This is a genomic window from Streptomyces sp. NPDC001020, assembly GCF_053599115.1.
Window position 1 is genome coordinate 313,841 of sequence record NZ_JBSFLQ010000001.1, and the last position, 19,866, is coordinate 333,706.

15 protein-coding genes and 1 pseudogene are annotated in these 19,866 nt (G+C 69.2%); 11 read left to right on the plus strand and 5 right to left on the minus strand.

What is annotated here, in order from left to right:
• Nucleotides 1-22: 22 nt before the first annotated feature.
• Nucleotides 23-262, minus strand: a complete 240-nt coding sequence (locus tag ACWDEX_RS01390; RefSeq protein ID WP_450461049.1) for a chaplin — start codon at nucleotides 260-262, stop codon at nucleotides 23-25.
• A 742-nt stretch (nucleotides 263-1,004) separates the two neighbouring features.
• Between ACWDEX_RS01390 and iolB the strand changes: the two genes are divergently transcribed.
• The 3 genes from iolB to mmsA are packed head-to-tail and all read left to right on the plus strand — an operon-like array spanning nucleotide 1,005 to nucleotide 5,223.
• The gene (gene iolB / locus ACWDEX_RS01395; RefSeq protein WP_450461050.1) at nucleotides 1,005-1,826 is read left to right on the plus strand and encodes a 5-deoxy-glucuronate isomerase; all 822 of its coding nucleotides are present in this window, start codon (nucleotides 1,005-1,007) and stop codon (nucleotides 1,824-1,826) included.
• Complete coding sequence (gene iolD / locus ACWDEX_RS01400; protein ID WP_450461051.1) at nucleotides 1,823-3,706, plus strand: 3D-(3,5/4)-trihydroxycyclohexane-1,2-dione acylhydrolase (decyclizing); 1,884 nt, start codon at nucleotides 1,823-1,825, stop codon at nucleotides 3,704-3,706. Before iolB ends, iolD begins: the two co-directional genes overlap by 4 nt.
• Before the next feature lie 14 nt (nucleotides 3,707-3,720).
• On the plus strand, nucleotides 3,721-5,223 hold the full coding sequence (mmsA, locus tag ACWDEX_RS01405) for a CoA-acylating methylmalonate-semialdehyde dehydrogenase (RefSeq protein ID WP_450461053.1): 1,503 nt from the start codon (nucleotides 3,721-3,723) through the stop codon (nucleotides 5,221-5,223).
• A gap of 54 nt (nucleotides 5,224-5,277) precedes the next feature.
• On the opposite strand, the gene ACWDEX_RS01410 is transcribed toward mmsA, so the two are convergent.
• Nucleotides 5,278-6,120, minus strand: coding sequence for a hypothetical protein (locus ACWDEX_RS01410; protein WP_450461054.1), 843 nt, complete (start codon nucleotides 6,118-6,120; stop codon nucleotides 5,278-5,280).
• Nucleotides 6,121-6,497: 377 nt separating this feature from the next.
• Between ACWDEX_RS01410 and ACWDEX_RS01415 the strand changes: the two genes are divergently transcribed.
• A complete protein-coding gene (locus ACWDEX_RS01415) occupies nucleotides 6,498-7,904 on the plus strand; it encodes an APC family permease (protein ID WP_450461055.1) in 1,407 nt (468 codons plus the stop codon).
• Nucleotides 7,905-7,915: 11 nt separating this feature from the next.
• On the opposite strand, the pseudogene ACWDEX_RS01420 reads toward ACWDEX_RS01415, so the two are convergent.
• A pseudogene (locus tag ACWDEX_RS01420) lies at nucleotides 7,916-8,331 on the minus strand (GNAT family N-acetyltransferase).
• A 115-nt stretch (nucleotides 8,332-8,446) separates the two neighbouring features.
• Here ACWDEX_RS01420 and ACWDEX_RS01425 point away from each other — a divergent pair.
• Nucleotides 8,447-11,311 (plus strand): alpha/beta fold hydrolase, encoded by a 2,865-nt coding sequence (locus ACWDEX_RS01425; RefSeq protein ID WP_450461056.1) that lies wholly within the window; start codon nucleotides 8,447-8,449, stop codon nucleotides 11,309-11,311.
• The gene (locus ACWDEX_RS01430) at nucleotides 11,308-12,171 is read left to right on the plus strand and encodes an ABC transporter permease (protein WP_450461057.1); all 864 of its coding nucleotides are present in this window, start codon (nucleotides 11,308-11,310) and stop codon (nucleotides 12,169-12,171) included. The genes ACWDEX_RS01425 and ACWDEX_RS01430 overlap by 4 nt, the downstream gene beginning before the upstream one ends.
• 74 nt (nucleotides 12,172-12,245) lie before the next feature.
• Here ACWDEX_RS01430 and ACWDEX_RS01435 read toward each other — a convergent pair whose 3' ends face one another.
• On the minus strand, nucleotides 12,246-13,856 hold the full coding sequence (locus tag ACWDEX_RS01435; RefSeq protein ID WP_450461058.1) for an IS1182 family transposase: 1,611 nt from the start codon (nucleotides 13,854-13,856) through the stop codon (nucleotides 12,246-12,248).
• Between the two features lie 617 nt (nucleotides 13,857-14,473).
• Here ACWDEX_RS01435 and ACWDEX_RS01440 point away from each other — a divergent pair.
• The 5 genes from ACWDEX_RS01440 to ACWDEX_RS01460 all read left to right on the plus strand — a co-directional run bounded on the left by ACWDEX_RS01440 (nucleotide 14,474) and on the right by ACWDEX_RS01460 (nucleotide 17,649).
• A complete protein-coding gene (locus ACWDEX_RS01440) occupies nucleotides 14,474-14,707 on the plus strand; it encodes a chaplin (protein WP_450461059.1) in 234 nt (77 codons plus the stop codon).
• A 135-nt stretch (nucleotides 14,708-14,842) separates the two neighbouring features.
• A complete protein-coding gene (locus ACWDEX_RS01445; RefSeq protein ID WP_450461060.1) occupies nucleotides 14,843-15,529 on the plus strand; it encodes a chaplin family protein in 687 nt (228 codons plus the stop codon).
• Between the two features lie 356 nt (nucleotides 15,530-15,885).
• Entirely contained in the window at nucleotides 15,886-16,086 is a 201-nt protein-coding gene (locus ACWDEX_RS01450) for a helix-turn-helix transcriptional regulator (RefSeq protein ID WP_450461061.1), read from the plus strand.
• 322 nt (nucleotides 16,087-16,408) lie between these two features.
• Complete coding sequence (locus tag ACWDEX_RS01455) at nucleotides 16,409-17,359, plus strand: PrsW family intramembrane metalloprotease (protein WP_450461063.1); 951 nt, start codon at nucleotides 16,409-16,411, stop codon at nucleotides 17,357-17,359.
• Nucleotides 17,360-17,409: 50 nt separating this feature from the next.
• Nucleotides 17,410-17,649: a heavy-metal-associated domain-containing protein gene (locus tag ACWDEX_RS01460; protein ID WP_450461064.1), complete on the plus strand. Its 240-nt coding sequence runs from the start codon at nucleotides 17,410-17,412 to the stop codon at nucleotides 17,647-17,649.
• A gap of 890 nt (nucleotides 17,650-18,539) precedes the next feature.
• Here the strand turns inward: ACWDEX_RS01460 and ACWDEX_RS01465 are convergent.
• A complete protein-coding gene (locus ACWDEX_RS01465) occupies nucleotides 18,540-19,829 on the minus strand; it encodes a citrate synthase (RefSeq protein ID WP_450461065.1) in 1,290 nt (429 codons plus the stop codon).
• Nucleotides 19,830-19,866: the final 37 nt, after the last annotated feature.

A 19,866-nucleotide genomic window follows, 5' to 3' on the forward strand; every position in this document is an offset into this window, starting at 1 on the left:
GGTACAGGTGCTCGCTCTGACGTCAGTGGTTGGCGCAGGTGTTGCCGAACGCCGGGTTCAGCAGTCCGATGACGTTGATCGTGTTCCCGCACACGTTGACCGGGATGTGGATCGGGACCTGCGTGACGTTGCCCGACAGGATGCCCGGGGAGTGGTTGGCTGCGCCCGAGGCGCCGCTGTCGGCGGCGGCGATGCCGGCGGTGCCCGCCACGGCCGCGGCGGCAACGGTGGTCAGGGCCAGACCCTTGGCGATACGCAACATGGAGAGGTGCTCCTTGGGGTTCGTCATAACAGCCGGGCGAAGTACCCGACGTTGAATCAACGCGCGGCCCGCGCCTGAGTTGCGCCCCCGATGGGGTGATCCATGGAGTCGCCTGGCTTGACAGGCATGGCACATCGTGCCCCTCGACGGGGTGACGCCGGGTCCCGTGAGGCCACCCGGACCCGCCGACCGCTCCGTCCTGTCCCGGGCCGCGCGACGGGGCGGTCGACGGGCCGGGTCGGCCCGGATGCGGGAGAGTGGGGCTCGGGTGACCACGACGTCATGAGAGCCGGCTTCCAGGCCACCGCGACGTCACCCCACGAACTGGTCCGAATGTCTGGACAAAGCATTGACAGGGCTCCCGTGACGAGGCTAGACCTGGAGGCAGCCGATGTGAGGGGGACTCGATGGAGGAGTTCAAGGAGCTCGAGCCGCACGGTCCCGATGAGGCGTTCGCCCCGGTCACGATGGGCCGGATCGATGTGAACGTCCCACCACGGACGGGCACACCCCTGCCGCTGGTGACATCCGCCGAGCGGCACCAGCATGAGCGCCGAGCGCAGCCGTACGACCGCGCTCGCGCATCACACCTGGGCCGGCACGACGACCCTGGGTCTCCCCTGGCAGCCCGCGTAACCGCCCATTTCCCAAGGGTTGGTGACCGGCCGTTCGCTGCCGCGCCCGACGGACAGCGACTTCGCCGCGGCGCGGGCATCGCCAAAGGACTTCCGTGGAGGGCTGCATGAGCACGGAGTTGTACGTCCCCAGGGGCGCCACCGCGAATGCCCACTACGCCCTCGACATCGACCCGGGGCGAGCGGGCTGGCGCCATTGCAGCCTGCGGATCGTGCGACTCCCTCCGGGCGGCACGCACACCTTCACCACCGGTGACAGTGAGTGGATCGTGCTCCCACTCCAGGGCGCCTGTACGGTGCACACAGAAGGCAAAAAGCTCCAACTCCTGGGACGGGAAGACGTGTTCGCGGGGGTTTCCGACTTCGCGTACGTCCCCCGCGACGCCCAGGTCCAGATCGCCTCCGGTGCGGGAGGCCGCTTCGCCCTGGCAGGAGCGAAGTGCGAGCGCCGACTCCCCGCCCGCTACGGCCCCGCGCCGGAGGTACCCGTCGAAGACCGCGGCAGCGGCACCTGCGCCCGTCAGGTGCGCAACTTCGCCTCGGCCGATGCCTTTGTGTGCGACAAGCTCATCGCCGTCGAGGTCATCACCCCCGGGGGGAACTGGTCCTCGTACCCGCCGCACAAGCACGACGAGACCCGGCCCGGCGAGGAGACGGAGTTGGAGGAGATCTACTACTTCGAGATCGAGGGCCCCGACGGTTTCGGGTACCAGCGCGTGTTCCCCTCCCGTGAGGGCGGATCCGACGTCCTCGCCGAGGTCCGCACCGGTGACGCCGTCCTCGTTCCCGACGGCTGGCACGGCCCGTCCATCGCCCAGCCCGGGCACACCATGTACTACCTGAACGTCATGGCCGGACCGGGCGAGGAACGCCAGTGGCGGATCTGCTTCCATCCGGCCCATCTGGACAGCACAGGGGGGTACCGATGACCTCGACGACAAGACTCACGGTGGCTCAGGCGCTCGTACGCTTCCTGGCAGCCCAGTACACCGAGCGGGACGGCGTGCGGCGACGGCTGATCGCGGCGACCTGGGGCATCTTCGGCCACGGCAACGTCGCCGGCGTCGGACAGGCGTTGGTCGAGTACGGCGATGTGATGCCGTACCACCAGGGCCGCAACGAGCAGTCGATGGTGCACGCGGCGGTCGGCTACGCCCGGCAGTCGAACCGGCTCTCCACGCACGCCGTGACGACATCCATCGGACCCGGCGCGACCAACCTGGTCACGGGTGCCGCCCTGGCCACCGTCAACCACCTCCCGGTCCTGCTGCTGCCCGGCGACGTCTTCGCCACCCGCCCGGCGGACCCGGTGCTCCAGCAGTTGGAGGTCCCCCGCGCCGGAGACGTGTCCGTCAACGACTGCCTGCGCCCGGTGTCGGCGTACTTCGACCGGATCACCCGCCCCGAGGCGCTGATCCCGGCCGCTCTGCAGGCGATGCGCGTACTCACGGACCCGGTCGACACGGGCGCGGTCACGCTCGCGCTCCCGCAGGACGTACAGGCGGAGGGCTTCGACTGGCCGGAGGAGTTCTTCGCCGAGCGGACCTGGACGGTGCGTCGTCCGGGCACCGACCCGGTGGAACTCGCCGAGGCCGTCCGAGCGATCCGTGCCGCCCGGCGCCCGCTCGTCGTGGCCGGCGGCGGTGTCCACCACAGTCGCGCCGAAGCTGCCCTCGCCCTGTTCGCCGAGGCCACCGGCATCCCGGTCGCCTCCACCCAGGCCGGGAAGGGCTCGCTGCGCTGGGACCACCCCCAGGACGTCGGTGGCATCGGCCACACCGGCACGGCGGCCGCCGCCGAACTGGCCCGCGCCGCCGATCTGGTGATCGGTGTCGGCACCCGCTACACCGACTTCACCACGGCCTCCGGCACCCTCTTCAGCGGCGCCGGCGTCCGTTTCCTCAACCTCAACGTCGCCGCCTACGACGGCCACAAGCTCTCCGGGCTGCCACTGGTCGCGGACGCGCGCCTCGCTCTCCAGGCGCTCACCGAGGCGCTGAAGGCGCACGGGCACCGCGTCGATCCCGCGTACGTCACGCGGTACACGCAGGACAAGGTGCGCTGGGAGCAGCGCGTCGACGCCTGCTTCCAGGTCGGCGAGCCGGACATGCCACCGACGCAGCCGCAGGTCATCGGCGCCCTGGACGCGGTGGTGGACGACTGCGACATCATCGTCAACGCGGCCGGTTCGCTCCCCGGCGATCTGCACAAGCTGTGGCGGACCCGCTCCCGCGACCAGTACCACCTCGAATACGGCTACTCGTGCATGGGCTACGAGATCCCGGCCGCGATCGGGGTGAAGATGGCCGCACCCGACCGTCCCGTGTGGGCGCTGGTCGGCGACGGTACGTATCTGATGATGCCGACGGAGATCGTCACCGCTGTGCAGGAAGGGATCGCGATCAAGATCCTGCTCGTGCAGAACCACGGCTACGCGTCCATCGGCGGCCTGTCGGAGTCGGTGGGCGGTGAGCGGTTCGGCACCGACTACCGCTTCCGGTCCGAGGACGGCAGGTACACGGGGGCGCCGCTGCCCGTGGACCTCGCCGCCAACGCGGCCAGTCTCGGCATGCGCGTGCTGCGCGCGAAGACCGTGGGCGAACTGCGCGCCGCACTCGCCGAGGCGCGCGACGCCGACACTCCCACATGTGTCTACGTCGAGACCGAATCCGCAGACACTGTGTCGGGAGCACCTGAGGCACAGGCCTGGTGGGATGTACCCGTGGCCGAGACCGCGACCCGAGCGTCGGCGGTCAAGGCTCGCGAGGAGTACGACCGGCACGTCTCGACCCGACGCCGCCATCTGTGAAGGAGTTCTTGGGCATGACGAAGATCGTCAACCATTGGATCGGCGGCAAGACCGTCGAAGGCGCGTCGGGCACGTACGGGCCGGTGACCGACCCGGCGACCGGCGCGGTCACCACGAAGGTCGCGTTCGCGACCGTGGCGGAAGTGGACGCGGCCGTGGCCGCGGCCAAGGACGCGTACCGGACCTGGGGCCAGTCCTCGCTCGCGCAGCGCACGTCCATCCTCTTCAAGTTCCGTGCGCTGCTGGACGCGAACCGCGACGAGATCGCCGAGTTGATCACCGCCGAGCACGGCAAGGTGCACAGCGATGCGCTCGGCGAGGTGGCCCGCGGCCTGGAGATCGTCGACCTGGCCTGCGGCATCAACGTGCAGCTCAAGGGTGAGCTGTCCACGCAGGTGGCGAGCCGCGTGGACGTGGCCTCGCTCCGACAGCCGCTGGGTGTCGTCGCCGGCATCACGCCGTTCAACTTCCCGGCGATGGTCCCGATGTGGATGTTCCCGATCGCCATCGCGTGCGGCAACACGTTCGTGCTGAAGCCGTCCGAGAAGGACCCGTCGGCCGCGATGCGCATCGCGGAACTGCTGGCCGAGGCGGGCCTGCCGGACGGCGTCTTCAACGTCGTCCACGGCGACAAGGTGGCCGTGGACCGGCTGCTCGAGCACCCGGACATCAAGGCGGTCTCCTTCGTCGGCTCGACCCCGATCGCCCGCTACATCCACACCACGGCCTCCGCCAACGGCAAGCGCGTCCAGGCCCTGGGCGGCGCCAAGAACCACATGCTGGTGCTCCCGGACGCCGACCTGGACGCGGCGGCGGACGCGGTGGTCTCGGCGGCGTACGGCTCCGCGGGCGAACGCTGCATGGCCATCTCCGCGGTCGTGGCCGTCGGCTCCATCGGTGACGAGCTGGTGGAGAAGATCCGCGAGCGCGCCGAGAAGATCAAGATCGGTCCGGGCAACGACCCGGCTTCGGAGATGGGCCCGCTGATCACCAAGGCGCACCGGGACAAGGTGGCCTCCTATGTGACCGGCGCGGCGGCGGAAGGCGCCGAGGTCGTCCTCGACGGCAGCGGCTACACGGTCGACGGCTACGAGGACGGCCACTGGATCGGCATCACGCTCCTCGACAAGGTGCCGACCACTGCGAAGGCGTACCAGGACGAGATCTTCGGCCCGGTGCTGTGCGTGCTGCGCGCCGAGACGTACGAGGAGGGCGTCGCCCTCATCAACGCCTCGCCGTTCGGCAACGGCACCGCGATCTTCACCCGGGACGGCGGCGCCGCCCGCCGCTTCCAGCTGGAGATCGAGGCGGGCATGGTCGGCGTGAACGTGCCGATCCCGGTGCCGGTGGGCTACCACTCCTTCGGTGGTTGGAAGGACTCGCTCTTCGGCGACCACCACATCTACGGCAACGACGGCACGCACTTCTACACCCGCGGCAAGGTGGTCACCACCCGCTGGCCCGACCCGGCCGACGCCCCGGCGGGCGTCGACCTCGGGTTCCCGCGCAACCACTGATGCCCTGTGTCCCGCCCTCCACGGGCGGGCGGGACACTGCCTGGTCCAGCCCGCTCAGCCCTGCTTCGAGGCCGACGCCTTCAGCTGCTCGGTCACATCGCCGGTCTGTTCGGCGGGCGGGGCCTTGATCGTGGCCGTGGCGCCGAACTTCTTGAAGTCCATCGTCACCGTCGCGCTACCGAACCGCTGCTTCATCCGGACCGGGAGGTCCTTCGCGCCGACCCAGATGTCCATGGTGATCGAGTCACCGCCTCCGGTCATCGAGCCGAAGAGGTTGTTCTGGTCGCCGTAGGCCTCTTTGAACTTGCCCATGTGGTCCCGGTCGACCACGGCCCGGTAGTGGGTCGTGCTCTGCCCGTTGACGGTCTGCTTGCCGAGGTCGTCGACGTTGTTGGCGTACTTCAGGCCCTTCATGGCGGCCGCGGGGCTGCCCGCGCCGGAGCTGCCCTGGAACGCCTGGGCGCCCTTGTCGCCGAACACCGCCGAGGCCTTGAACTTCATCCACTCCTTGCCCTTGAGCGGACCGGAGGACTGCGGGTCGATGTCGTAGTAGTACGCGCCGTCCACGAACACCATGCGGGTCTTGGCGGCGGCGTGCAGCTGCTGCATCTGGACTGCCTTGGTGTCCATCTCGACGTCGAACGCGAAGCCGTGGCCCCAGGAGTACGTGCCGTCCATGGTGATCGGGCCGGTCGCCGGTATCTCGGTCGTCATCTTGACCTCGGCGGATCCCACGTTCTCCGTCCGGTCCGTCGCGCGCGCCAGCGCCGCCATGACCTTGTCGGTGTCGCCGACCGCCTCGGCCGCCTTCTTCGCGCCCTCCGTGCCACACGCGGACGTCGCCAGCAACGCTGCCGCCGTAACCCCCATCCAAGCCGTGGTGTGCCGCAGATTCATCTATTCCACCCCATTGCCGCGATTGTGTTGTGGACGCCGACTCTAGTGGGAGGCACTGACACGGGTTCAGGGGGCATCAAGCGTATGACGCCCCGACAGATGTCCGAAGTCCGGACGAGATTTCCGTGAATTTCGGGCCGGAAGGTACGGTTCCCGCACGACCGAAAGCCGCCCAGGCAGCGGTCTTGACGCCACGCAAACACACAGTGGATCACCTCACAGCTGCGGATTCCGTAGCCGAACACCCATTGACGCATCGGTTTTCGTCGGATTCCATCTCCGCCGGGAGCGGATGAAGTGACGTACCACGAGAGCCGCCGGAGGCGATAGCGCTCCCGACCGAATCATCTGCCGCACAAGTCGATCGGAACCACTGCATGACCGACACGCTCCGCCCTGTCGAGGACGCCACCATCGCGGTGTCCGACAGCCCTCAGGGCCCTCAGAAGCTCAAGCGTTCCATCGGCGTCGTCGGCGGCACCCTGCTCACACTTTCGTGCGTGACGCCCGCCTCCACGCTCTTCGTGGTCGTCCCCGACCTGTTCGGCTCGCTCGGTACCGCCACCGCCCTCACGATCGCCATCGGCTGCCTCCTCTGTATCGCCGTGGCGTTCTGCTACTCGGAGCTGGGCACCCTCATCCCCAGCGCGGGCGGCGAGTACGCCATGGTCTCGACGCTGGCCGGGCGCCTGGCGGGCTGGCTGGTCTTCGTGCTGTCCCTGATGGTCGTCATGGTCGTTCCGCCGGTGATCGCGATGGGTACGGCGGACTATCTCACGCCGGTAGTGCATCTGGACCCGGCGATGACCGGCGCCGGCGTCATGCTGCTGTCCACCCTCGCCGGCCTGCTGGACCTGCGTGCCAACGCCTGGATCACCGGCATCTTCCTGGTCCTTGAGGTCATTGCCGCGGGAGTCGTCGCGATGCTGGGCTTCGCGCACAGCCAGCGCGGCGTCGGCAGCCTCGTCTCGATGCAGGTGGCCGGCTCCGACGGCCACACGGACACCGTGACGGCCATGCTGGTGATCTCCGGGCTGGCCATCGCCCTCTTCGCCACCCAGGGCTTCTCGACCGCCGTCTACCTCTCCGAGGAACTGGAGAACCCGCGCCGCAACGTCGCCCGCACGGTCCTCGCCACCCTCGCCATCTCCTCGGTCATCATCCTGATCCCGGTCGCCGCGATCACCATGGGCGCCTCCGACGTCAAGGCCCTGACCGACGGCGACGTCAGTGGCATGGTCACCGCCTGGTCCAACTCCGCCGTCGGCACCTTCGTGAGCCTGTGCGTCGCCCTCGCGATCATCAACGCGGGCATCGTCATGGTCATCCAGAACTCCCGCGTGCTGTTCGCCTCGGCCCGCGACAAGGCCTGGCCCGAGCCCGTCAACAACGCCCTCGCCAGGCTCGGCCGGTTCGGCTCCCCGTGGGTCGCCACCCTCCTTGTCGGCGTCCCCGGCGCGCTCCTGTGCTTCGTGAACCTGGACACGCTCTACGGCGTCACGGGCGTCTCGGTGACCGGCCTGTACCTGCTCGTCGCGGTCGCCGCACTGCTCGCCCGGCGCGGCTCGCACCGGCACCAGTCCGCGTGGCGGATGCCGCTGTGGCCCGCGGTGCCGATCCTGCTTATCGTGGTCCTGGTGTACGTGCTCACCCTGCAGGAGGCGAGCTACCTGCTGTGGACCGGTGGCATCACCGCGGTGGCCACCCTGTACTGGGCCGTCTACCTGCGCCCGCGCCGCGACACCCGCTGGCTGGTGTCGATCCCGGAGGACGCGCACGAGTAATCCGCGCCGGCTCAGCCGAAGTCCCACGTCACCACCGTGCATGTCCCGTCGTCCTTGCCGCCCGCGCTGCGATAGGCGGCAAGGGCGACGTCGTTCCCGGTGTCGACCAGCACCCACATGTCGTAGCAGCCCAGTGCGCGGCCGAGCGTCGCGAGCCGCCGCACCAGCGCCCGCCCGATCCCCCTGCGCCGGTACGGCTCCGCGACGGCCAGTTCGTACAGGAACATCTCGGTGCCCTTGTCAGGGTGGTCATCTCGACACCGCTGACGAAGCCGACGGGCGTCGGTCCGCCGTCCTCGTAAGCCAGGAAGAGGTGGTGTCCGGCCGCGGTCAGGAAGCGTTCGGCCCACTCGGTGCGAACAGGATGGTCGAAGAGGTCTTCGGCGGCAGCCACTTCGGCGACGGTGGTGGCTCGGCGGATCTCCATGCGTGTTCGTACCACGGTCGCGGTAGGCGGGGTCAGGCCCGTACGTCCCTGGGAGGGGACCGATTTCAGCCCGGTGGCTGCTCCGGTTGTCGGTGGCGGCCCGTACCGTTGGCGCATGGATCTTCGACTGCCCGCAGTCCGAGGGCTGCGCCGAGGCGCCGTGGCCGCCGTGGCCGCGGTCGTCCTCGTGCTGGCCGGTGTCGGTACGTGGACGGCCGTCGCCTCCGAGGACACCCCTGCCGTGCACCGCAGCGACAGGGTCATGGACATGGGCGGCGGGGTCCGGATCGACACGTCGTACTTCACCTCGGCCTCCGGCGGCCGCCGCCCGGCGGTCCTGCTCGCGCACGGCTTCGGTGGCAGCAAGAACGACGTCAGGGACCAGGCGGAGAAGCTCGCCCGTGGCGGGTACGCGGTGCTGACCTGGTCGGCGCGCGGCTTCGGACGGTCGACGGGCAGGATCGGGCTGAACGACCCCGAGGGCGAGGTCGGCGACGTCTCCCGGCTCATCGACTGGCTGGCCAAGCGGCCGGAGGTCGAGCTGGACGGGACGGGCGACCCGCGCGTGGGCGTCGCCGGCGGGTCGTACGGCGGCGCGATCGCGCTGCTGGCCGCGGGGTACGACCGTCGCGTGGACGCGATCGCTCCGGCGATCACGTACTGGAACCTGGCGGACGCCCTGTTCCCGAAGGGCGTGTTCAAGAAACTGTGGGCCGGCATCTTCATGAACTCCAGCGGGGGCTGCCGGAAGTTCACAGCCGAACTGTGCCGGATGTACGAACGGGTCGCGGAGACAGGCGCGCCCGATGCCCGGGCGCGCGCCCTGCTCCAGGCACGCTCGCCGTCCGCCGTGGGCAAGAACATCAAGGTGCCCACGCTCCTCGTACAGGGCCAGTCCGACTCGCTGTTCCCGCTCGGCCAGGCGGACGCCGCGGCCAGGGCGATCCGGGCCAACGGCGCGCCCGTGGACGTCGACTGGATCGCCGGCGGGCACGACGGCGGCAACGGCGAGACGAGCCGCGTCCAGGCCCGCGTCCAGGCATGGTTCGACCGCTACCTGAAGGGTGACAAGGGCGTCGACACCGGCCCCGTCTTCCGGATCACCCGCACCGGGGGCATCGACTCCACGGACGGCGCGGCCCGGTTGCGGGGGGCGAGCCAGGACGCCTATCCCGGCCTGGAGAGCGGGCAGCGAACGATCGCGCTCAGCGGTCGCGCGCAGAGCTTCGCGAACCCGGCGGGCGCGAGTCCGCCCGCGGTCTCCGCGCTCCCGGGCCTCGGCGGTTCGGGCGGTCTGTCCCAGCTGTCGTCGCTCGGCATCGGAGTGTCGCTCGACTTCCCCGGCCAGTACGCCCGCTTCGACTCACGGCCCGTGCGCGACGACCTGTGGATCACCGGCTCGCCCGTGGTGACGGTCCATGTGACGTCGACGCGCGACGACGCCGTGCTCTTCGGCAAGGTGTACGACGTCGGTCCGGGCGGCACCCGGCAGGTGCTGCCCTCGCAGTTGGTCTCCCCCGTCCGGGTGACGGGAGCCAAGGAGGGCAGGGACGTCACGCTGACCCTGCCGGCCATCGACCACGAGGTACAGAAGGGACACCGGCTGCGGCTGGTCCTCGCCTCGACGGACCTCGGCTATGCGTCCCCGGCCGCTCCGGCCACCTACACCATCTCCCTCAAGAGTGGTCTGAAGGTGCCGACGGCACCGAGGGTGAGGACCGCGGCAGCCCCGCTGCCTTCCTGGGTCTGGTGGCTCCCGCCGACCGGAGCGGTGATCGCCCTGGCCCTCCTGCTGACGGGCCGGCGCCGTACGACGACACCGGCGCCCGACCCCGCGCTCGCCGATATCCCCCTGCAGATAACGGACCTGCGCAAGCGATACGCGAAGTCGGCGGACCGGTACGCGGTGCAAAACCTCTCCTTCCGTGTGGAGAAGGGGCAGGTGCTGGGCCTGCTGGGGCCGAACGGCGCGGGTAAGACGACGACGCTGCGCATGCTGATGGGCCTCATCAAGCCGGACGGCGGCGACATCCGCGTCTTCGGCCACGCGATCCGTCCGGGGGCCCCCGTGCTGTCACGGGTCGGGGCCTTCGTGGAGGGCGCGGGCTTCCTGCCGCACCTGACCGGCCGGGAGAACCTGGAGCTGTACTGGCAGGCGACGGGCCGCCCACCCGAGGACGCGCATCTGGACGAGGCACTGGAGATCGCGGGACTGGGCGACGCCCTGGCCCGTGCGGTGCGTACCTACTCCCAGGGCATGCGCCAACGCCTCGCCATCGCTCAGGCGATGCTCGGCCTGCCGGACCTGCTCATCCTCGACGAGCCGACCAATGGCCTGGACCCGCCGCAGATCCGCGAGATGCGCGAGGTCATGATCCGGTACGCGGCGGCGGGCCGTACGGTCATCGTCTCCAGCCATCTGCTGGCGGAGGTCGAACAGTCCTGCACCCATCTGGTGGTCATGGACCGAGGTCGGCTGGTGCAGGCAGGCCCGGTGGACGAGATCGTGGGCTCCGGCGACACCCTGCTCGTCGGGCTGGCGGCCGACATCGCCGACCCGCTGGTGGAGAAGGTGGCAGCACTGCCCGGCGTGTCGTCGGCGGCACGGACGGAGGGTGGAATCCTCGTACGCCTGGCACCGGCCACGGCGGCCGGAGTTGTCCGGAGCGCCGACGGGGCCGCGGACGCTCCGCAGACCGTGGACGCCGGCCCCGGCCCGCTGCATCAGGCAGTCACCGGCACCGTCGAGACCGCAACGACGGGCGTCGGCGTGGCCGCGGAGGCGAGCACCGACTCCTCCGCGCTGACGGCCGGGTCGGTCACGTCCGCCGACGCTTCCACCCGGCCCGTCGCCCCCGGCTCCGCGGCTGCCGCGCGGCTGCTCGTCGAACTCGTCCGTCTGGAAGTCCCGGTGGCCTCGCTCGGCCCCCACCGCCGCCTGGAAGACGCCTTCCTCACCCTGATCGGAGGTGCCGCATGAGTGCGCTCGTCGAGCGGACGGGGACGGCCGACGGATACCGGGCGCTGCGGACGCTGCCCCTGCGCGTCGAACTCATGCGTCAGTTGAAGCGGCGCCGCACGCTCGTCATGGGCGCGGTGCTCGCCCTCCTGCCGTTCGTGCTTCTGGTCGCCTTCGCCATCGGGGGCGACCCGGGCACCCGCGACGGCCGGGTCACGTTGATGAACACGGCCACCGCGTCCGGCACCAACTTCGCCGCGGTGAACCTCTTCGTCTCCGCCGGGTTCCTGCTGGTCATCCCGGTCGCCCTGTTCTGCGGGGACACGGTCGCCTCCGAGGCGAGCTGGTCGTCGCTGCGCTATCTGCTCGCGGCACCGGTCCCACGCGCCCGTCTGCTGTGGTCCAAGCTCGCGGTCGGCCTCGGCCTGAGTCTCGCGGCCATGGTGGTGCTGCCGGTCGTCGCACTCGCGGTGGGCACGGCCGCCTACGGCTGGGGGCCGCTGGAGATCCCCACCGGCGGCGCCCTCTCCGCGAACACGGCCGCCCAGCGGCTTGTCGTCGTGGTGGCCTACATCTTCGTGTCCCAACTGGTCACCGCCGGGCTCGCGTTCTGGCTGTCGACGAGAACGGACGCACCGCTGGGCGCGGTCGGCGGCGCGGTCGGCCTCACGATCCTGGGGAACGTGCTCGACGCGGTCACGGCCCTCGGCCACTGGCGCGACTTCCTGCCCGCGCACTGGCAGTTCGCCTGGGCCGACGCCGTCCAGCCCCACCCGGAGTGGTCCGGCATGATCCAGGGGACGGCGATGTCCCTCACGTACGCGCTCGTGCTGTTCGCCCTGGCCTTCCGAGGTTTCGCGGGCAAGGACGTCGTCTCCTAGGGAGCCGTGTCTGCCCGAAGGTGGGTGCGGGCTTCCCTAACTTGACTCTGTCGGGGATCTTGGAGCGGTCGACGTCAACTGCCCATCGTTCGCCAGGACTTCGACCGGGGGATGCCGTGTTGGTCCAGGAAGGTCTGGAAGGTGGTCGGTGGCCGTGGTGAGGGGGTTTCCTCAGTCGGTGGCAGGCTGCTGAGGCGTTCGATGTTCACGGCGATGGCCGTGAGTACGTGTTGCAGATGGGTTTTCGGCTGTCCTCGGTAGCGGCAGTGGCGCATGCCGTGTCCGTGGGCGAACTCGTTGATGGTGCCCTCGACTCCGGAGCGGACCGCGTAGCGGGTCTTCCAGTCGGGTGTCTGCTGCTCGGCGCGGACGCGGAGTTGCAGGTCGCGGAGTTCTCGTGGGGGAAAGCCCACGGTCCGGGCGCTGTCGGCGGTGGTGGTGCACCGGGTGCGGACCGGGCAGGGGCGGCACTGGCTCTTGGTGAACCGTGCCACGATCAACGGGGCGGCGGTGGGCGAGGACGTCGGGTAGGGGCCGTGCCAGCCCTGGCTGACCTGGCCCTGGGGGCAGGTGACCTGCCGGCGGTCGAAGTCGATGTGGAAGTCGTCCCGGTCGAAGCCCTCGTTCTTGCGGTGCTGGTGGGTGGGGTTGCCCGGCAGGGGGCCGCTGACGGTGATCTGGTGTTCGCGCTGGGCTCGTTCCAGGTGGACGAGGGAGGTGTAGCCGCCGTCAACGAGGTGCTCGGCTGGCAGCAGTCTGCGACGCGCCAGTCGGGTGTGGATGCCGGGTAGGGCCTGGCCGTCGTTCGTGGCGGCCGAGGTGGTGGCCACGTCCGTGATCACGTTGACGCTGTCGGAGCCACACGTCTCGGTGACATGCGCAGCAAACCCCTTCCATCGGATGATGTGTCCATGGCGGACGTAGCCCGCCGTGGTGTCGTAAGGGGAGACGACTGCCGAGGAGGAGGGCGGTAGCCCACCGTCGTCGGCGGTGCGCCAGCGCAGCCGGCCTGTTGCGTCGCGGTAGTAGTTCTGCACGACGATCTGCCGCAGGGCCTCGGCCTGCGGGCCGGGCCGGTAGCCCGGTTCGTGCCGGTGGAGGCGTTCCAGTAGCCGACAGGCGTCGTCGCCGGCGGCGAGGGCCCTGGTCTTGGGCCGGGTGGGGTTCTTGCCCAGGCGGACCGGACGGCCGTATCGGCGCCCCCAGTCCTCGTCGACCAGACCGACCAGCATGTGTGCGGCTGTGCGGGCGACTTCTTCCAGCGCGGCGCGGACCGCCTCGGTGACCAGTTCCAGCCGGGTCAGGTCGCGCACCGCGGCCAGAACGTGGGTGGAGTCGGTGCGCTGCGCGGTCCGATCGCGTACGAGTCCGGCCTCCTTCAGGCGGGCGAGCGCCAGATCGAGAAGACGGTCGGCACGGTCGTCCTGGGCGAGGCGCTCGCGGAAGTCGGCCAACACACTGTGGTGGAAGCCGGGATCGTCCAGCTCCATGGCCAGCGCGTATTTGAAGTCGATGCGGCAGCGCACCGCCTCGGCGGCCTGCCGGTCGGACAGTCCGAGCAGGAACTGCAGAACCGAGATGGTGGCCAGTTGGGCGGGTGAGAGGCCGGGGCGCCCGTCACGCGGGTACCAGCCGGCGAAGTCCTCGTCGCACCACAGCCCGTCCAGCCGGTCTCTCACCCACATCGCCGCCGTACCGTCCGGGTTACTCGCCCGCGCGATCTGCGCAGTCAGAGAAGGGACTTGCTCACCGGAACGCGGGCGGAGCGACAACGGACACCTCGACAACTGCATCGGCCTTCGAAACAGCCCCGAGCATGCCCGCTGATCATGCTGCCGCACCGGGAAACACCAAGATCCCCGACAGAGTCAAGTTAGTACGGCTGCGCGCGCCGCGCCCGCGGCCAACGTACGTTGCGGGCCCTGAGCACCCTGGACCCCGAAGCGGTCGCCCATGGGCCGGTCATTTGTCGGGGCAGCGTACGGACTCTGAGGCACCGCCAGGGACCAGAGGCGGACCCGGGGTCCTATCCGGCACCGGCTGAGAGCATGCGCGCATCAGCGGGGCCGTCCGTGGTTGCGGAGTTACGGGGTTACAGGGTTACGTCGGCGATTCCCCGTCCAGGGCCCACGTAATTCCGGTTGCAGCGTTCGAGTGAATTACGCGGCTCCTCGCATTCCCGAGTTGCTTCGGACACCTTTTCCTCGTTTCACAGACTGCAGGTCGTGCTGCGAGCCGTTCAGGCTGCGCTCGCTCGGTTTCGGCCGTCAACAGGGGTACGACTGCAGAGAAGGGAAACTGCGTGAAGCACAAGAAGTGCGCCGCCGTTGTCGCCGGCGCCATCATGACTCTCGGGATGGCCGCCCCGGCCATGGCCGACTCGGGTGCGAGCGGTGCCGCGTCCAATTCCCCGGGCTTCCTCTCCGGCAACGTCACCGAGATCCCGATCGACATTCCGATCAACGTGTGCGGGAACAGCATCGGCGTCCTCTCGCTGCTGAACCCGAGCATCGGCAACACGTGCACCAACGGGTGACGTTGTAGCCGCCAACGGCTGATGTCGTTACACCAGCCGCCCGGCTGTGTCACGGCCGGCCTTGGAGCGCCCTCTCAGGTTCCAGGGCCGGCTTTCCCACTTTTTCCCACTTCTACCAGCAGGAAGACAACAAGAGTGCGACAGACCCTGAGCAGGGGAATGGTCGCGGCTGCCGCCGCGACAGGAATTCTGTCCCTGTGCGGCAACCCGGTGTACGCGGACTCCGCCGCTGACGGCGCCACGACTGGATCACCCGGTATCGCCTCCGGTAACACGCTCCAGATCCCCGTGGACATCCCGATCAACGTTTGCGGCAACTCGGTGGACGTGGTCGGCATCCTGAACCCGGCGTTCGGCAACTTCTGTGCCAACCGACCCCATACGCCCGGGTCCGTTCCGATCGCTCCGGCGGCTGGGATCCCTCCGCACGGCCCGACCGAAACTCCCTGTTTCTGCGGGCACGGCGGCACCGTGGATGACGACGACTTCCACACCTCACCGCATGTACCGGAAGGCGGGCACGGGCCCGGGCAGGGCCACACCGTGGATCACGGCGACTTCCACACCTCACCGCATGTACCGGTCGGCGGTCACAACCGCCACCACACCGACCACGTCACACCGCACGGGACCACGCACCAGCCGCCGCTCGTACCGGTCACCACGCACATCGGCTCCAAGCCCGTCATGTCGTCGCACAAGCCGGCCACCCTGGCCGAGACCGGCAGTGAGGAGATGCTCGCGGCGTCGGCCATCAGCGTTGCTCTGATGGCCGGCGGGCTCATCCTCTACCGGCGGGCCCGGGGCGCGTCTCGCTGGTAGCGCGACGGGGGCCGGGCGCCTCAGGCCCGGCGTCTTCGCCACTCACCCACACCGGTGAGCCATCTCCTCGGACGGCGCCGTCCGCATGCTGTGCGGACGGCGCCGTGGGCTGTGTACGCCGCCGCCGAAACGGCAGCCCTGCCGGGCGAATTCATCATCCGTGTCACAAAGAACTCGCCCCTGTCACAGATGTCCCGGGTACGCGAGCCTTCCGTAACACCCGGTTCACAGCCCCTTCCGTCCGCGCACTCCCTGTCGTTGACCGAGCACAGGCTTCGTGATCGCCAGCGCAGCGCCCGGCTCCCCCGACGACCTCCCCCGGTCGCCGCCGGGGCGCGCGCGGGGAGGTGCTACTGATGACCGACCGTCGACTCTGGTCGTACAAGGAGATCGCCGCGCACATCCGGGTGCAACCGGACACCGTGAGGTCGTACCGCAAACACGGACTGTTGCCCCCGCCCGACCATGTGGAGAGCGGAAGACCGTACTGGTACGCGGATACCGTCCGCGCCTGGGTCGCCTCCCGCCCCGGCAACCGCAGCCGCGGAAAGACCTGACCGTCCCTTTCCTCTCAAGAGTGGCCCGTCCCGCCCGGGGCGGGCCACTCGCTCGTCCGGACGGGCTCGGAGGACCTGCCCCCGTCAGCCCCACGGTTCGAGCGTTCAGGGGGTCGCCGACGCGACCCGGCACGACCCACGAGGGAGCGGCGCGCGACGCCTGTACAGCCGAACTCGAGGCAATCAAGTACCGCTGCCCGAAGCCCCTGTTCGACGACACCGCCGTCGGCTGAGCTTGCACCCGAAGAAACCATCTCGGCCTGCGACACCCTCGCCCCCACCCTAAAGTTCGGACAAAGCCGCCCGAACCGAGGGAGCCGCAGTGACCCAGCCTCCGCCACCCGGCACCCCGAAAACGCGCGTCCCCGCCCCCCAGCAAGCCGCGCCGCCGTACCCCCGGATCCGCGCAGGCCTGTGGAAGCGCGCGCTGTGGGGCGGCCTGATCCTCTGGGCGCTGACCGCGATCGTCACCTACGCGACGAAGAACACCACCCTGCTGCCGACCGTGATTCTGCTCGGCAGCTTCCTGACCCCCGTCACGTTCGTCCTGTGGGCCTACGAGCGGCACGGCCGGGACCTGGGCGTGAACGTGATCCTCGGCTGCTTCCTGACGGGCGGGACCCTGGGCGTGCTAGGCGCGTCGATGATGGAGTACTACCTGCTGCACCCGTCCCTGTGGATGTTCGCGGGCGTCGGCCTGATCGAGGAAGCGGCGAAACTCTCAGCGCTGATGTTCGTACTGCGTCGGCACGCCCGGCTGCGCGGGCTGCGCGCCGGGCTGGTGCTCGGCGCGACCGTCGGCTTCGGTTTCGCGGCCCTGGAGAGTGCGGGGTACGCGTTCAACGCCGCCGTCTCCATGGAGGGCATCGACCTGCGCGCGCTGCTCCAGACCGAGATCCTGCGCGGCGTGCTCACTCCCTTCGGGCACGGGCTGTGGACTGCGATCGCAGGCGCCGCCCTGCTCTCCCGCCGCCGCCCGAACGGGCGCTTTTCGTGCACCGGACCGGCGATCGGCACCTATCTCGGAGTCTCACTGCTGCACACGTTGTGGAACTCGGCGCACGGCCTTGCGATCTGGCTGGCCACCCTGATGACGGGCGCGAAGCTCGGCCGTTCGTTCTTCGTCCACGGGCACATCCCCGCCCCCACCGTGGAGCAGCGGCAGTTCTTCGTGTTCTTCTCCACGGGCGAGCTGATCGCGGTGTGCCTGCTCGGCCTCGCATGGGCGCGTGCGCTGACACGCCGGGAACCCTCGTGGACAGATACCCCCTAGGGGTATACTCTGCTTTACGTAAGCCACACGCCTCCCTGAGGAGTAACGACATGACCGCGCAGACCGAAACCCCGGGTTCCGTGACGACCGTCTACAAGGTGAGCGGGATGAGCTGCGGGCACTGCGAAGGAGCCATCTCCGGTGAGATCTCCGAGATCGCCGGCGTCAGCTCGGTCACGGCCGTCGCCTCGACCGGCGAAGTCACGGTGGTCTCCGCCGCGCCCCTCGACGACGAGGCCGTGCGCACCGCCGTCGACGAGGCGGGTTACGAACTCGTCGGCAAGGCCTGAATCACCAGCACCGCCCTCCGCGCCGGGCCGTGCCGACCGTCTGACACCGGTTCGGCACGGCCCGGCGCGTCGGTCGACGACCGGGCAAGTCTGGAGTCGGCCGCCCTCCGTCGGCGGCGACCGCTTCCGCCCTGCTCACCCGACTCTCGATGATGTCGACCCTGCGGCTCGACACCTGGCAGTGGCTTTCGCTTTCCCTCTCACCGCCTCGGACGCGAACGCCGGCGTGCCGTTCGGGGCTGGGTTCCAGGCGGAGCGCGACGGCAACTTTCCCGCCGCCGTTCGTGGTCACGAACAGGCTGCGGCGCGGAACATTCGCATGATGCAAGAGGGAGCCCCTCTAGAGACCAACGCGCGCCCTCACATAAGCTCTTCACAAGGCTCACGCATCATCCTTACGCGGGCCCTCGATCGCCATACAGGGCTCTTGCGTATCTTCCGGACATATGCAAGAGACGCAGATCACAGTGATGTGAACGTAACCAAGGGAAGGGTTCGTGAGTCTAAGTTGGCGATGTCAGAAGCGTCTTGGGGGGCGTGACTGACATCTGGGGATGTCTTGGGGGACGTTCCCGGGAAACGGCGTTGCCGGGGCACGTACACCGGGGAGCTTTGAGCGGCCCTCCCGTCCGTACGCGTCCCGGCAGACCGCGCCGCAGTGGTACTCCGAGCTCCGCTCGATTTGCTCGCAGCGATTCAGGCGCTGTCCCGCAAACGCCCGGCCGGATCCCGTGGGGGGAATCCGCACCGGGACACGGGAAGGCGCCCTGATCGTCGGCCCGTGGGGGGACTGACGGCTCAGGGCGCCTTCCGCTTTATGTCATGGGGGGCAACCCGGCGTACGCCGCTGTGCGGTTACGACGTACGCCTCGGGTACGTACGGTGGGCGCTCAGCGCTCCTCGACGGGGACGAAGTCGCGCTCCACCACGCCGGTGTAGATCTGACGCGGGCGGCCGATGCGGGAGCCCGGCTCCTTGATCATCTCGTGCCACTGGGCGATCCAGCCCGGCAGGCGGCCGAGGGCGAACAGGACCGTGAACATCTCGGTCGGGAAGCCCATCGCCCGGTAGATCAGACCGGTGTAGAAGTCCACGTTCGGGTAGAGCTTGCGCTCGACGAAGTAGTCGTCGGACAGCGCGTGCTCCTCCAGCTTGAGGGCGATGTCGAGGAGTTCGTCATCCTTGCCCAGAGCGGAGAGCACATCGTGCGCGGCGGCCTTGATGATCTTGGCGCGCGGGTCGAAGTTCTTGTAGACCCGGTGGCCGAAGCCCATCAGGCGGACGCCGTCCTCCTTGTTCTTCACCTTGCGGATGAAGGTGTCGACGTCGCCGCCGGAGTCGCGGATGCCCTCCAGCATCTCCAGGACGGACTGGTTGGCGCCACCGTGCAGCGGGCCCCACAGCGCGTTGATACCGGCCGAGATCGAGGCGAACATGTTGGCCTGGGACGAGCCCACCAGGCGGACTGTGGAGGTCGAGCAGTTCTGCTCGTGGTCGGCGTGCAGGATCAGCAGCTTGTCGAGCGCGGCCACGACGACCGGGTCCAGGTCGAACTCCTGAGCGGGGACCGAGAAGGTCATGCGCAGGAAGTTCTCGACGTACCCGAGGTCGTTACGCGGGTAGACGAAGGGGTGGCCGATCGACTTCTTGTACGCGTACGCGGCGATCGTCGGCAGCTTGGCGAGCAGACGGATCGTCGAGAGGTTGCGCTGCTTCTCGTCGAAGGGGTTGTGGCTGTCCTGGTAGAAGGTGGACAGCGCGGAGACCACCGAGGACAGCATCGCCATCGGGTGCGCGTCGCGCGGGAAGCCCTTGTAGAAGTTCTTGACGTCCTCGTGCAGCAGGGTGTGCTGCGTGACGTCGTTCTTGAAGGTGGAGAGCTCGTCGACGGTCGGCAGCTCGCCGTTGATCAGCAGGTAGGCGACCTCCAGGAAGGTGGAACGCTCTGCCAGCTGCTCGATCGGGTAGCCGCGGTACCGGAGGATGCCCTGCTCGCCGTCGAGGTAGGTGATGGCGGATTTATAGGCGGCGGTGTTGCCATAGCCGCTGTCCAGGGTCACCAGACCGGTTTGGGCGCGCAGCTTCCCGATGTCGAAGCCCTTGTCACCGACGGTGCTGTCGACCACCGGGTAGGTGTACTCGCCGCCGTCGTACCGCAGTACTACAGAGTTGTCGCTCACGTCTTCCCTCACCGACGTAGTGCCTCATCTTCGAGGT